The following is a 13,861-nucleotide window of genomic DNA, read 5'->3' on the forward strand; positions in this document are numbered from 1 at the left end:
AACATTTGATAGTTTCAAGGATTTTTCTATTTTTTCTTGAAAAATCCAAATAGACCCTTGTCTTTTTTTTCTTCTCTTTCTTTTTTTTCTTCTTTTACTTTTCTCTCAAATTCAGGGGCTTTCTCAATTTTTTCAATCCTTTTTATCCTTATTAAACCTAAGCCTATTAAACCAAATAGAATTTTTGCTGTTTCAATTTCTCCCATCCTTAAGATATTGGCTATTTCTTTTATGTTTTTTTTACCATCAATCTGGGATAATACCCTCCACTCATCTGCGTTTAAACTTATTATTTCAAGATCAGTAGTAGGGTTTGGTTCAAGTTCAAAGATTGTTTCTAAAGAAGGTATTACTTTTTTTATTCGGTTCCATTCGTCTATTTTTCTTGCTGCCTCCATAATTAGTGTAGGTATTGGCATGTCTATTGTTTTTTTGGGTGCTATCTGTCCTACTTCAAATTTAAATTTTCCTTTATTCCACTCAAAGATTTTTGCCATTGCCAATTCATCATACTCACCCCCACACTCTGCGTGAACAACCCTTGAGTTTTCAATATAAATTTTTGCTTTTTCACCGGAGGGATGTTCAATTAAAAGTAAACCATTCTTCTTTCCCATTTGTATTATTTGTAAAATGTCGGTAAGCTCAAAATCTTCAAGTGTCCCCTCGAGTCCCATTTTCCCCCTCTTTTAAAAATTTTATTTTAAGGTATTTTTTAATTCTTTTTTCTTTTAATTCCGATATCGGATAGTTTCCTAACTCTTCGAGATCCCTTAAAATTGTATCTTTTACGTTTTTATAGACAAATTGAGGATCTATGTGTGAACCCCCTAAGGGTTCCTCGATTATTCCATCGATAATGCTAAATTCTAATAGGTCACTTGATGTGAGTTTTAAGTATTTTGCGGCCTTTTCTGCCTTTGAAGAGTCGCGAAAAAGTATTGCTGCGCAACCCTCAGGTGATATAACAGAGTAGATTGAATACTTAAGTGCATAAACCTTATCTCCTACAGCTATTGCAAGAGCTCCACCGGACCCCCCTTCCCCAATTATAAAAGTTAAAATTGGGACGTTTAAATCTATCATTTTATAAATACTAAAAGATATGGCCCAGGCTTGCCCCCTTTCTTCTGCCCCTATTCCAGGATAGGCTCCTGGAGTATCCACAAAGGTAACTACTGGAAAATTAAATTTTTCGGCAAGACTAAAAGCTCTTATAGCTTTTCTATACCCTTCTGGATGAGGCATACCAAAATTTCTCTTTATTTTTTCTTTCGTATCTCTTCCCTTTTCTTCTCCCACAAAAACAATTTTATTTTTACCTAGTTTTGCAAAACCAGCAACAATAGCATAATCGTTTCCAAAACTTCTATCTCCGTGAATTTCAAAGTAATCATCAAATATATTTTTAATAAAGTCTAATGAGTGTGGTCTATCTGGATGACGAGCTATTTGAGTTATATTCCACGGACTTAAATTTTTATAAACGTTTTCTTTAACTTTGATGAGTTTTTTTTCGAGTCTCTCTATTTCTTCAAGAATTTCAGGTCTTGATTTAGAAAGTTCCTTTAACTCCTTTATTTTTGTCTCTAATTCAATGACGGGTTTTTCAAACTCTAACATCTCAGAACTCTATTTTCAATGAAAAGGAATTTATATCCTCGAAATGACCAAAAGTTCTATAGGAGTATACAAATTTTATAATTTCCTTTAGTTTCGTCTCAAAGCCTACCCCCAACATACCGTTTTCATCCTTTTTGCAAATTGCTGTAAAAAATTTTAAAAAATCTTTAAACTCTTTTTCAAAAGAAAGGGAAAGGCCATTAAAAAAGTTTTTTTTACCCCAAAATCCCCTTCTATAAGTGAAATTTAACATCGTTCCCATCTTTCTTGAGTATAAATAAACTTTTAGGTCAGAGTACACAGGCAATCTTATATATTCTTCGTTATAAAGGGGCTTAGTACCTAGGTTAATAAGGGAAACTTCAAACTTTGGATTTTTTAAAACATTTATAAACAGGTTAAAATTTAGAGAGAAATTTTTTGCTTTTTTTTCTAGAAACTTTTCCTCATTGTAAAATATCGATAAAAAGAAGGGAAACTCTTTAGAAATTGAAAAATTTCTTGAAACTCCCACGGAAACTCCGAAAGGATTATACGTAATGATAGAGTTCTCTGCCGGAAACTCATATAGTTCAAATTTTCCGTAATCAAAAAATTTAAACATTAAAAGGGTTTTTAAGTTATCAAGATAAACACTTACCTTATTTAGCCTTGAGTTTGCAATCCATCTTGTATGACTAAAACTAACAAAAGATTTTCTTTCAAAAAAATCTATTATTAAATTTTTTTTCTTGTATTGAAAAAATTCTCTTTCGAATAACAATGATATCTCATCTTTCATAAGAAGGTCTTCATATGGTGAATAAGGAACAAAAAGATGTTGAAAACCAAAAGAGGAAAGTTGAGAAATTAATAGTAATTTTAAGATCAAGTTAGTTCCTCCCTTATGTATGATAAAATTAATTTTTTTGCTCTCAAAATATCTCTGATATCTAATACTTCATTTGGTGAGTGCATATATCTTAGGGGAATAGAAATTAGGGCTGAGGGGACTCCACCGTCTTTTACAAAAAATACGTCAAGATCTGTTCCTGTGTAGCTTTCTAATACTTCTATTTGATAAGGTATTTCCTCTCTTTTTGCTATTGCTATTAGCTTATCCGAAATTTTTCTTGTTATAAAAGGTCCCTTTGAGATGGCAGGACCCTTATTCAGTTCTATCTCGGATTCCTCGTCTAATTTTGCCTTCGCAAAGGTTACATCAAAACATAAAACTATATCTGGATTTAATTTTCTAACTAAAAGAGATGCTCCAAGTCCACTTATCTCTTCTTGTACAGTTAGATAAAGAATAACTTCTCCTTTGAAGCTAATATCTTTTAAATCTTTGGCACTATAAAGTAAAAGAGCAACAGATGCTCTGTTATCAAAAGATCTTCCTGCACATACATACTCTCCTAATTCTTTAAACTCTGAATAGAAAACAACTGGATCTCCAGCTTTTACCTCAATTTCTTGAGGATTTATAAGTCCCAAGTCTATATAAATATACTCCTCTTTGCCCTTTCCTTTTAAATGAGGTGGTGTCATTCCTATAATTCCCTTGTATTTACCCCTTTTGGTAATAAGGATTACCTCCTTTCCCTTTAATATGCTCTTCTCTGACATTCTTGTATCTAAGATTATGTAATTTCTATCTACTCTTGTTACATAAAGTAGTATTTGATCAATATGAGCTGTGAGGACGATTCTTTTTCCACTATTTTTTTGTAATCTTGCGGTGACATTTCCAAAATAATCGATTTCAGTTTTAAATCCTAGTTCTTTTAGGTAGTTTTCTATGTAAGCTGAGAGTTCACTTTCTCTTCCGCTTGGAGCGTCAAAGCTTGTGAGTTCCCTTAATAACTTTTTTATCTCATTCATTTTAAAAGTTCCTCCAAAAGAAACTTAAATTCATTTTCGTTTTTAAATACAAACTCTATTTTTCCAGATTTTCCTTTAAAGGAGATTTTAACCTCAACACCCCATTTTTTTCTTAGCATTTCCTCTTCTTTTTCAAATTCTCTTTTATCGTTTTTTTTAAAAACCTTTTTTTCTATCTCTCTAACTGAAATTTTACTTTTAACAATTTCCTCAGCTAGTTTAATCATTTCTTCTTCGTTTTTAACACTTAAAAGGGCTCTAGCATGTCCCTCAGAGATCTCTCCTTTTTCCAATTTTTCTTTTATTCTATCGGGTAGTTTTAAAAGTCTTAAAATATTAGTTACGTAAACCCTTGATTTTCCAATTTTTTTAGCTACCTCTTCGTGAGTTAGGTTAAATTCTTCTATAAGTTTTCTTATTGCGATTGCCTCTTCAATTGGAGTTAAGTTTTCTCTTTGTATGTTTTCTATGATTGAAATTTCAGCTGCTTCTCTTTCGGTTAACTCTTTTACTATACAGGGAACTGTTTCTAGTCCTAATTCTTGTGCTGCAAGAAATCTTCTATGGCCAGCCACTATTTCAAAACCGTCCTCAATTGGTCTTACTATTATCGGTTCAATTATTCCCTTTTCTTTAATGGAGTCAACGAGTTCTTTTAATGACTCAGGAGTTAGTCTTATTCTTGGTTGAAACTTTGATTTTCTGATATTACTAACGGGTATATTTATTATTTCTTCTCTTTTTGATAAAAGTTCATTCAGAGTACGTCCTAAGGGGTTCTTTTTTTCTCTCAAATTGTAGTACCTCCTTTGCAAGATTAAGGTAACTTTCAGCTCCTGTTGAATTTTTGTCGTACTCGAAAATTGTTTTACCAAAAGAAGGTGACTCAGCTAATCTAACGTTTCGGGGAATAATAGTTTTAAAAACCTTCTCACCAAAGGCTTTTCTTAATTCACTTTCAACTTTTTTTGAGAGTAAAAGTCTTGAATCATGCATTGTTATGATAAATCCCATTATTGCAATATTTGGGTTATAGTGGGCTTTCACATACTTTATTGTAGATAGTAAAGATACAAGACCCTCAAGAGCAAAATATTCACTCTGAACAGGAATTAAAGCAAAATTACTTGTGGTTAGGGCAAAGATTGAACTGTCTCCAAGAGATGGCGGTGTATCTATTATAACGTAGTCAAAATTGAGTTTTTTTAAATTTTCCGAGAAAATTTTAGCCTTTTCCTTTTCAAAGTAAAGTACTCTCTTCCCGGTAGACGGGGCTACCCAAAAATCGTTTCTGGGTACTATTACCCCTTCTAGATCATCTTCTTCTGCTAAAATTTCGAAAACACCCTTTTTTATATTTTTTAAACCTAATCCGCTTGTTAAGTTAGCTTGCACGTCCAAATCTATTAGGAGAACCTTTTTTTCAAGGAGACTTAGTGCATGACCTAAATTCATACATGTTGTTGTTTTTCCTACCCCACCTTTCTGATTACAAACTGATATTATTTTCAATCTTCTTCCCTTATCATAGGTATTTTTATTTTATTTTTCTTTGCTATCTTAATTGAGATTTCATATCCGGCATCTGCGTGTCTTACTATTCCTAAACCAGGATCGTTTCTTAGAACTCTTTCTATTTTTTCCTCTGAGAGCTTAGTACCGTCTGCAACAACTACCTGTCCAGCATGGATAGAGTAACCTATCCCAACACCTCCGCCATGATGTAGGGAAACCCAGGAGGCACCGGAGGCAGTATTTAAAAGCGCATTTAAAACAGGCCAATCAGCAATAGCATCAGAACCATCTAACATACCCTCAGTTTCCCTGTTAGGAGAAGCAACAGAACCTGTATCTAAGTGATCTCTTCCTATTACAATTGGGGCTTTTACTTTATTTTCCCTTACAAGCCTGTTAAAAAGAATTCCAGCCTTTTCTCTTTCTCCATATCCAAGCCAACAGATACGAGCAGGCAAACCTTGGAACGGCACCTTTTCCTGAGCTAACTTTATCCATCTTCTTAAAGACTCATTTTCAGGGAAAAGTTCAAGTATTAACTTATCAGTTATGTAAATATCTTCCTTATCTCCTGAGAGAGCTACCCACCTGAAGGGCCCCTTTCCTTCACAAAATAGGGGTCTTATAAACTCTATAACAAATCCTGGAACTTTAAATGCATCTTCTACGCCTGCTTCTTTTGCTCTTCCTCTTATGTTGTTACCATAATCAAAGGCAATAGCTCCTCTTTTTTGCATCTCTAAGATTGCCTCCATATGTCTTGCTATTGATTCGTAAGATCTTTTGAGGTAATCCTCTGGATTTTTCCTTCTTAACTCTAAGGCCTCTTCTAAAGTCATTCTGCCGGGAACATAGCCGTTTAGTGGATCATGAGCTGATGTCTGGTCAGTAACTACATCTGGAATTATTCCTCTTCTTACAAGTTCGGGATGAATATCTGATGCATTTCCTACAAGTCCAACTGATCTTGGTATTTTCTTTTTGAGAGCTTCATCTACAAGTCTTAGGGCTTCCTCAAGGTTATATACCATAAATTCACAGAATCCCTGTCTTAATCTTCTTTCGATTTTTTTTGGATCAACTTCTACATCTAAGATTACTCCTTCATTCATGGTGACGGCAAGAGGTTGAGCTCCTGACATACCTCCCATGCCCGCTGTTAGTACGAATTTTCCTCTTAGAGAGGAGCCAAAGTATTTTCTTGCGCATGCAGCGAATGTTTCATAGGTTCCTTGGATTATTCCCTGGGTTCCGATATAGATCCAGGATCCTGCGGTCATCTGTCCAAACATAATTAGGCCTTTAGCTTCGAGCACAGTGAAGTAGTCTTGAGTTGCCCATTTTGGGACAAGTAAGGAATTAGCGATTAGCACTCTTGGAGCCCACTCATGGGTTTTGAATACACCTACAGGTTTACCTGATTGAATCAAAAGGGTTTCATCGTTCTCAAGTTCTAGAAGTTCTCTTACAATTGCGTAGAAGCATTCCCAATTTCTTGCTGCCTTTCCGGTTCCTCCGTAAACGATTAGTTCTTCTGGTTTTTCAGCTACCTCATGGTCTACATTATTCATCAGCATTCTTAGAGCTGCCTCTTGTATCCACCCCTTTGCGTTTAGTTTATTGCCTCGGGGTGCTTTAATTTTCCCCGGCTCCATCTTTAAAAGTTCTATAGTTTTTTTCATTTTCATACTCTTTAGGGCTTATAAATATTATAAGTGGAAATTTATCTTTTTTTCTAAATTTTAATTTATTATACCTGCCATCTGTTTTAAAATTTTTATCCTTTTTTCTAGGAGTGGATGGGTTGACATAAAGTTTGCAAAAAGATTTTCTATTTCGTTTAGTTCTGATTTTAATGGATCTACGATACACATATGGGATATCCCCCTTATTTTCCATTTACTAGGTATCTGAAGGGATGAAATTTTTTTCAAGGGCCTTAGCTAAAGATAGTGGGTTTCTTGTTAATTCAGCTGAGCTTGCATCAGCAAGATACTCTCTTGATCGAGATATTGCAAAGAATGTGAGTCTTGCAAATAGTGGGCCTAAAATTGAAAGAATAAAAAGTAAAACTATAATTAAAGGGATAAGTATTGGCACTCTTTTAGATCTTATTACTCTCGCTCTAGAAATTTTGCTCATCTTAAAAAGGTTTGATGTAGGCAATCTATAGGATAAATCAGATAGAAGAACAATAGCTCCGACAAGTGTTGCTGCTACGGTCATAACAAGAACATCTCTATTTCTTATGTGTGAAATTTTATGTCCAATAACACCCTGAAGTTCCTCTCTGTTTAAAAGTTCCAAAAGTCCCCTTGTAACCACAATAGAGGAGTTTTCTGGATTTTTGCCAGTAGCAAAGGCATTGGGAATTTCTATATCAATTATGTAAACCTTTGGTATTGGAAGTCCAGAGGCTATTTTCATTTCTTCCACAACATTCAGGAGAGTTTTTTCCTTAAGATCTGAGGGATTCGGTTCTCTTGTACCTGCGACTTTTAAGATTATGCTATCTCCAAATTTGTATGAAATAAAAGAATTTAAAGTTGAAAAGAGGAAAGCTATTGTGGTAAAAAGGGGTATTTTTGTAACTAAAGGGAAAACTTGAATTTCAGTATTGTAGATCATGACTGAATCATTAAAGTGTTGTCTTTCAAAGGCAATTCTATTTTTTGTATGTATCAATTCTTCTTGGAGTTTTAGAACGTTTTCGTTTGCCTTTAATTCAGGATAGTTTTCAAATAATGCAAAAAGTCTTGTTATTAATCCCCCCTAATTCTCTTTCAGCTTCTTGTATTTTCTTAATGTCGTGAGCCTCAAGGGCTTTAACTGCCTTTGACCTTGCCTTGATTATTTTCTGTAAGGTTTCTTACTCATATTTCATATAACCCTTTACAGCGTTTATAAGATTCGGTATTAAATCGTGTCTTCTTTTAAGCTGAACATCTATTTGAGACCACGCATTTTCCACCCTCAATTTGAGCTTTATAATTTTGTTATAAAGGCCAACAAAAAAATTAAAATCAAAAGAAAAATAGCTAAAACTATCAGGTAAACCATAACTGAATTATATTAGTTTCAACTTGAAAACTTCAATTTAAATTTAATATTATTTAATTTCACGCAATTTAAAAAGGAGAAAAAATTGGGTTTTGATAAGGACACTTTAGAAAGAATTCTTGCCCTACAGGAAGTTGATAGAGTAATTTTTTCTCTGAAAGAAAGACTCTCGAAATTGCCAAATCTGATTGAAGAAAAAAAGAAAGAGATAGCTGAGATGGAAAAAAGAATAAAAAGCGAAGAGGAAGAAATAAGAGCTATGGAAAAAGAAATTAAAGGCCTATATCTTGATCTTGAAGATACAGAAGAGGCAATAAAAAAGTACATGAGAGACCTTATGAATGTTAAAACTAACGAAGAATATAGAGCCGTCCAAAGTGAAATTGAATATTCAAAAAGAAAGAAGTTAGAACTTGAAGAAGATATCCTTTTAAAAGAGGAAAAGTTAGAAGAAAAAAAGAAGCGGTTTCAAAGTTTTAAAAGCGAAACTCTAAGAGAGATTGAAGAAGAAAGGGGAAAATTAAAAAAGATGGAGGAGGAAAGATTAGAGATTCCAAAGAGGCTTGAGGAAGCTATTGATCTGAGAAAAAGGAGAGCAATGGTTATTGATAAAATTGCCCTAGAAGAATACGAGAGGATCCTCGATGGAAGGGGTTATCCGGCAGTCTGCGAAGTTGAGCTAAAGGTAGAGGGAAACGAAAGAAAGTTCTTTTGTACCGGATGTAGTTCTCAAATTCCTTTTTATACCGTTGATGAGATTATAAAAACAGATAGCACAAGTTACTGCCACTACTGCGGAAGAATAATATTTATTAAAAAGGGCACCATATGAAAAAGCTTTGGGCCCCTTGGAGAATAAGCTATATAAAAGCTCTCGAGACAGAAAAAGGGTGTATATTTTGTTCTAAACCTCGGGAAGATGACGATAAAAAGAATTTAATTTTAAAGAGGGGAAAAAAAAGTTTTGTAATACTTAATAAGTTCCCCTATAACTCAGGTCACCTAATGATAGCCCCTTTTAGGCACATAGGGAGATTAGAAAGTTTAAAGGATGACGAAATATTAGAGATGATGGATTTTCTGAGGTTGTCTATAAAAATACTAAAGAAAAAATTAAAACCTCACGGATTTAACATAGGAATTAACATAGGGAAGGTTGCAGGAGCTGGTTATCCAGGCCATATACATATACATGTAGTGCCAAGATGGAACGGCGACACAAATTTTATGCCAGTAATAGGAGACACAAAGGTAATACCAGAGGAGATAGATAGGACCTTTGAATACCTATATCCCCTTTTTAATGAGTAGTATAGAAAGCAAGTTAATAAGAATTGTTAAAAATTTTAAAGGAAAAAAGATTAAGGTTGTAGGGGACATAATTCTTGATGAGTATATTTTTGGAGATGTAGAGAGAATTTCGCCTGAGGCACCTGTTCCAATAGTAGTTGTCAAAGAAAAGAAGTACAACCTCGGAGGTGCTGCAAATGTTGCCTGGAATATAAAAGCCCTCGGTGGAGAACCTGAGCTATATGGAGTAATAGGAGATGACCACTCTTCAGAAATACTTCTAAATTTGTTGGATAAAAAAGAAATAAAAACAAACGGAATAATTAAGGCTCCATCAAGACCTACTACAAGAAAAACAAGAGTAATAGGTCAACACCAACAGATCGTAAGGATAGATGAAGAAACAACAGAACCTATTAAATTTTCTCAAAGAAAAATTATCCTGGAAAAATTTTTAGAAAACGAAGATTTTACTGCTGTTATATTTGAAGATTACGAAAAGGGAACTATTTCAAAAGAACTTGTAAGTGAGATTGTAAAGAGAAATAAAAAAAAGATTATTACTTGCGATCCTAAAAAGCATAACTTCAGCTTCTATAAAAAAATTAGCATGCTTAAACCTAATAGGAAAGAACTTGAGTTTGTAGCAAGGAGGGAGCTAAAGAGTGAAGCTGACATGGTAAAGGAGATTGAGAAACTCTCTAGAAGGCTAGATATACCTCTTATTCTTTTAACATTAGGTGATAAAGGAATGATTTTAAAGGATAATGAAAGTGTTTATAGAATTCCTTCTCTTGAGGTGGAGGTTTATGATGTTACAGGTGCAGGCGATACGGTAATTGCCTCCTTTACACTTTCGATGGTTTCAGATTCAAATCCCCTTGAGGCAGCGCTTATCTCAACAATTGCAGCAGGTATTGAGGTAACAAAACTTGGTGCTTCAGCCGTATTTCCCGATGAACTTATTGAAATGATTAACAAAAGATCCTCAGAAATATATAGGGGAATTAGGAAAATAAAATGAAAGTTTTAATAGTGGAAGATGATGAGATCCAGGGAAAGACTTTAGAAGAGATATTAAGAGAGAAGGGATTTAAAGTTAGGTTCACCTCTGATCCTTTAAGTGCCCTTTATTTATTTAGGAAAGGCTATAGGACTGTACTTTTAGATTTAAAAATGCCCCAGATGAATGGAATTGAGCTTATGAAAAAGATGAAAGAAGAGGGTGAAGGTAAGTTTCTGATAATAACAGCACATGGATCTATTGAATCCGCCGTTAATGCCTTAAAAGAGGGCGCATTTGATTATTTCACAAAACCTCTTGATATCGAAAAATTGTTAAACACTTTAAAACAGTTAGAGGAGAGAGAAAAATTAGAGTTTGAGGTTGAATATTTAAAGGAGGAGCTTAAAAAGATTAAATTTGAAGATTTTATAGTTGTTAGTGAGAAGATGAAAAAAATTTTTTATGATGCTGAGAAGGTCGCAAGGACAGATGCGACAGTACTTATAACTGGTGAAAGTGGTGTTGGAAAAGAGGTTCTTGCAAGATATATACATACAAAAAGTGGAAGAAAAGGGAATTTTGTTACGATCTCTTGCACAGCCATACCTTCAGAACTACTTGAAGCTGAACTTTTTGGGTATGAAAAGGGTGCCTTTACAGGAGCTAATAAAAGCAAAAAGGGTAAATTTGAGTTAGCAGATGAGGGCACCTTGTTTTTAGATGAGATAGGAGATATGCCTTTAAACTTACAGTCAAAAATTTTGAGGTTTTTGCAAGATAAAACTGTTGAAAGACTTGGTTCTCTTGAGAGTTTTGAGATTAATACAAGAATTATCTGTGCAACTAACAAAGACTTAGAAAAATTGGTGAGAGAAGGTAAGTTTAGAGAGGATCTTTATTATCGTATAAACGTAATAAGTTTTAACGTACCTCCTTTAAGAGAAAGAAGGGAGGAAATTTTGTCCCTTTTTGATTTTTATTTAGAAAAGTTTTCAAGAAAGTATAATTTAAAAAAGCCTATTCTTTCTGAGAGGGTAAAAAAGAAGCTACTTTTATATTCTTTTCCTGGTAACGTGAGAGAGCTTATAAATTTAGCAGAAAGGGTTGTTCTTTTGAGACATGGTGAGGTTATAGAGGCTATTCCTGAGATAGAGAAAGAGGAGGAGTGTGAGCCATTGACACTTGAGGAGTTTGAGAAAAGGCATATTGAGAAGGTTTTAAAAGTGGCAAGGGGGAAGTTAACAAAGGCTGCAGAGATTTTAGGTATTCACAGAAATACACTAAGGGAGAAGTTAAAAAAGTATGGGATAAAATTTGAAGAAAATTAATGAAAATTTATATCAAGTTATTTAGTTTTTTTAAAGAGCATTTAGTTTTATTAATTTTAACAATTTTTTTTACGGTTTTGTTTTCACTTGTAAATGGTTTTTCTATTACGATGGTTTCGCCCTTTGTGCGTATAATTTTTGGGGGGGAAACAAGTTCAGAAAGCTCTATTATTAATACATTTTTAAGAGTAGTTGAAAAATTTGTCTTAACCGAAAGCAAAGTTGAGTCTGTGAAGAGGTTGTGTTATATTTTAGTTTTTATATTTGCCCTAAAGGCTCTTTTAGGCTATTTATCGAAATTCTTATCTTTCTTATTTCAGGAGAGAATTTCGCGTGATTTAAGAAATGCGCTTTTTTCAAAATTTCTGAATTTGCCACTAATTTATTTTTCGAAGATAAAAACAGGTGCTCTTGTTTCAAGATTTACTCATGATCTTACTATTGTAAGGTATGCTTTATCAGAGGGTTTAATCCAGTTTTTTAGGGAGTTACTTAACGTTTCAGTTTATTTAGTTATAGCCTTTTGGGCTTCACCGATTCTTACCTTGGTTTCTCTGATCATTTTTCCCTTTGCTTTCCTATTTATACAGATTTCCTCTAAGGTATTAAGGAGAAGAGCAAAGAGAGCGCAAGAGAGGATGGGAGAAATTGGATCAAGGGCGCAAGAAATTCTCTTAAATCTTAAAATAGTTAAGTCATTTGTAAGAAAAAAAGAAGAAATAGAAAAGTTTAAGTCTGAAACCGAGAGATTTTATAAGGCGCATGTTAAATACGAAAGGCTTTCGATTTTAACTCCCCATCTAACTGAGCTTGTAGGTGCTATAATGGCGGCGCTTATGCTTTATATTGGTGGAGTAATGATTTTTAATTATAAGCTTTTAGCTCCAGATAGGTTTTTTATTTTTATTGCTGCAGCGTTATCTATACTTCAGCCTCTAAAGGGATTAACACTTTCATATGCTAATTTACAGCAGGGAATAACAGCCTTAAATAGAACTTTTGATATTTTAAAAGAGAAAGAAGAAAAAAGTGGTAAAGTTTTGTTTAATGGACTAAAAAAAGGTATAGAGTTTAGGAATGTTTCTTTTTACTATGAAAAGGATAGGTGGGTATTAAGGAACATAAATTTAGTTCTTGAAAAAGGTAAGGTGTATGCCTTTGTGGGTCCGTCAGGGGCGGGAAAATCGACTCTTTTATCGCTTTTGCCGAGGTTTTATGACCCCCAGGAGGGAGAGATATTTATAGATGGAGTAAATTTAAGAGAATTTGACCTTGATTCATTGAGATCAAAGATTGGTGTTGTGACTCAGGATGTTTCTCTTTTTTCGGGGACTATTAGAGATAATCTTTTATATGGGAATCCCGATGCTGGGGAAGATGATTTAAAAAGAGCGTTAGAAATGGCTAATCTTTCGGAGTTTGTGGCAAAGTTGCCTAAGGGAATTGATACTGATATAAAAGAGCTTGGGAAGAGTCTTTCAGGTGGTGAAAGGCAGAGGTTATCTATAGCTAGGGTATTTGTTAAAAATCCTGATATTTTAATTCTTGATGAATTCACTTCACAGCTTGATGCTCATTCAGAGCATTTAATAAAGGAAGCTATTTATAACTTATTTAAGGGGAGAACGGCTCTTGTGATAGCTCATAGGTTATCTACTATTTTGAGGGCAGATGAGATAATTTTGATGGATCAAGGGAAAATTTTAGATAGGGGGAAACATGAAGAGCTTCTTAAAAGATCTACCCTTTATTCTAAGTTATATGAATTACAATTTGAAAAAGTTTAGTTTTTTAAATGTCCTAAATTTTCTAAGAAATTTTTTCTCTATTCTTTTATTTTGTAATGTCCTTCATTATCAAATTCTACTATAGGAATACTTTTTCTTTCCTCAAAGAATTCGTATACTTCCTTAAGCCATCATAAAATCTTTTTAAAGATGGGTTTGATTCGGTCATTTTATTTATTAACTCAATACCTTTTTCTTCATCCATCTTACAAGGGAATATGTGAACAGGAATTAATTTGTTATTGGAATATACATCAACTGCAATTATGTAAAGCTCCTTTATATTATCCTCTTCAATAGGTATACATCCGATATTTGTCCGTTTTCTTCAATTACTAATGTTTCTTCGTTTGAATTCTTAAATTTAAATATATTCTTAAATAACCTTA

At 33.6% G+C, this 13,861-nt stretch carries 16 protein-coding genes; 5 read left to right on the forward strand and 11 right to left on the reverse strand.

The window, feature by feature from the left end:
- Nucleotides 1-26: 26 nt before the first annotated feature.
- The 10 genes from ABDH49_04880 to ABDH49_04925 form a co-directional block, all read right to left on the reverse strand.
- Entirely contained in the window at nt 27-677 is a 651-nt protein-coding gene (locus ABDH49_04880) for a DUF4388 domain-containing protein (protein MEN3046299.1), read from the reverse strand.
- Entirely contained in the window at nt 655-1,623 is a 969-nt protein-coding gene (locus ABDH49_04885) for an acetyl-CoA carboxylase carboxyltransferase subunit alpha (GenBank protein MEN3046300.1), read from the reverse strand. Before ABDH49_04885 ends, ABDH49_04880 begins: the two co-directional genes overlap by 23 nt.
- Nucleotide 1,624: 1 nt before the next feature.
- Nucleotides 1,625-2,494, reverse strand: a complete 870-nt coding sequence (locus tag ABDH49_04890) for a hypothetical protein (GenBank protein ID MEN3046301.1) — start codon at nt 2,492-2,494, stop codon at nt 1,625-1,627.
- Entirely contained in the window at nt 2,491-3,486 is a 996-nt protein-coding gene (locus ABDH49_04895; protein ID MEN3046302.1) for a M20/M25/M40 family metallo-hydrolase, read from the reverse strand. Before ABDH49_04895 ends, ABDH49_04890 begins: the two co-directional genes overlap by 4 nt.
- Nucleotides 3,483-4,280: a ParB/RepB/Spo0J family partition protein gene (locus ABDH49_04900; protein MEN3046303.1), complete on the reverse strand. Its 798-nt coding sequence runs from the start codon at nt 4,278-4,280 to the stop codon at nt 3,483-3,485. The genes ABDH49_04895 and ABDH49_04900 overlap by 4 nt, the downstream gene beginning before the upstream one ends.
- Nucleotides 4,240-4,998, reverse strand: coding sequence for a ParA family protein (locus tag ABDH49_04905; GenBank protein MEN3046304.1), 759 nt, complete (start codon nt 4,996-4,998; stop codon nt 4,240-4,242). Before ABDH49_04905 ends, ABDH49_04900 begins: the two co-directional genes overlap by 41 nt.
- Nucleotides 4,995-6,683 (reverse strand): urocanate hydratase, encoded by a 1,689-nt coding sequence (gene hutU / locus ABDH49_04910; GenBank protein MEN3046305.1) that lies wholly within the window; start codon nt 6,681-6,683, stop codon nt 4,995-4,997. Before hutU ends, ABDH49_04905 begins: the two co-directional genes overlap by 4 nt.
- Nucleotides 6,637-6,900 carry a hypothetical protein gene (locus tag ABDH49_04915; protein MEN3046306.1) on the reverse strand — a complete coding sequence of 88 codons (264 nt, stop codon included), beginning with the start codon at nt 6,898-6,900 and terminating at the stop codon, nt 6,637-6,639. Before ABDH49_04915 ends, hutU begins: the two co-directional genes overlap by 47 nt.
- Nucleotides 6,901-6,903: 3 nt before the next feature.
- On the reverse strand, nt 6,904-7,764 hold the full coding sequence (locus ABDH49_04920; protein ID MEN3046307.1) for a M48 family metalloprotease: 861 nt from the start codon (nt 7,762-7,764) through the stop codon (nt 6,904-6,906).
- Nucleotides 7,765-7,870: 106 nt separating this feature from the next.
- Nucleotides 7,871-7,972, reverse strand: a complete 102-nt coding sequence (locus ABDH49_04925; protein ID MEN3046308.1) for a LemA family protein — start codon at nt 7,970-7,972, stop codon at nt 7,871-7,873.
- A gap of 174 nt (nt 7,973-8,146) precedes the next feature.
- Here ABDH49_04925 and ABDH49_04930 point away from each other — a divergent pair, with 174 nt between their 5' ends.
- Genes ABDH49_04930 through ABDH49_04950 form a run of 5 tightly spaced genes read left to right on the forward strand, consistent with a single transcriptional unit; the run spans nt 8,147 to nt 13,472 of the window.
- On the forward strand, nt 8,147-8,893 hold the full coding sequence (locus tag ABDH49_04930; protein ID MEN3046309.1) for a hypothetical protein: 747 nt from the start codon (nt 8,147-8,149) through the stop codon (nt 8,891-8,893).
- Complete coding sequence (locus tag ABDH49_04935) at nt 8,890-9,372, forward strand: HIT domain-containing protein (protein ID MEN3046310.1); 483 nt, start codon at nt 8,890-8,892, stop codon at nt 9,370-9,372. The genes ABDH49_04930 and ABDH49_04935 overlap by 4 nt, the downstream gene beginning before the upstream one ends.
- Nucleotides 9,341-10,375: a PfkB family carbohydrate kinase gene (locus tag ABDH49_04940; protein ID MEN3046311.1), complete on the forward strand. Its 1,035-nt coding sequence runs from the start codon at nt 9,341-9,343 to the stop codon at nt 10,373-10,375. Before ABDH49_04935 ends, ABDH49_04940 begins: the two co-directional genes overlap by 32 nt.
- On the forward strand, nt 10,372-11,685 hold the full coding sequence (locus ABDH49_04945; protein ID MEN3046312.1) for a sigma-54 dependent transcriptional regulator: 1,314 nt from the start codon (nt 10,372-10,374) through the stop codon (nt 11,683-11,685). The genes ABDH49_04940 and ABDH49_04945 overlap by 4 nt, the downstream gene beginning before the upstream one ends.
- A complete protein-coding gene (locus ABDH49_04950) occupies nt 11,685-13,472 on the forward strand; it encodes an ABC transporter ATP-binding protein (protein MEN3046313.1) in 1,788 nt (595 codons plus the stop codon). The genes ABDH49_04945 and ABDH49_04950 overlap by 1 nt, the downstream gene beginning before the upstream one ends.
- A gap of 79 nt (nt 13,473-13,551) precedes the next feature.
- On the opposite strand, the gene ABDH49_04955 is transcribed toward ABDH49_04950, so the two are convergent.
- A complete protein-coding gene (locus ABDH49_04955; protein MEN3046314.1) occupies nt 13,552-13,677 on the reverse strand; it encodes a hypothetical protein in 126 nt (41 codons plus the stop codon).
- Between the last annotated feature and the right edge of the window lie 184 nt (nt 13,678-13,861).

The sequence above is a fragment of the Candidatus Hydrothermales bacterium genome (assembly GCA_039630235.1).
Taxonomy (GTDB): Bacteria; Hydrothermota; Hydrothermia; order Hydrothermales; family JAJRUZ01; genus JBCNVI01.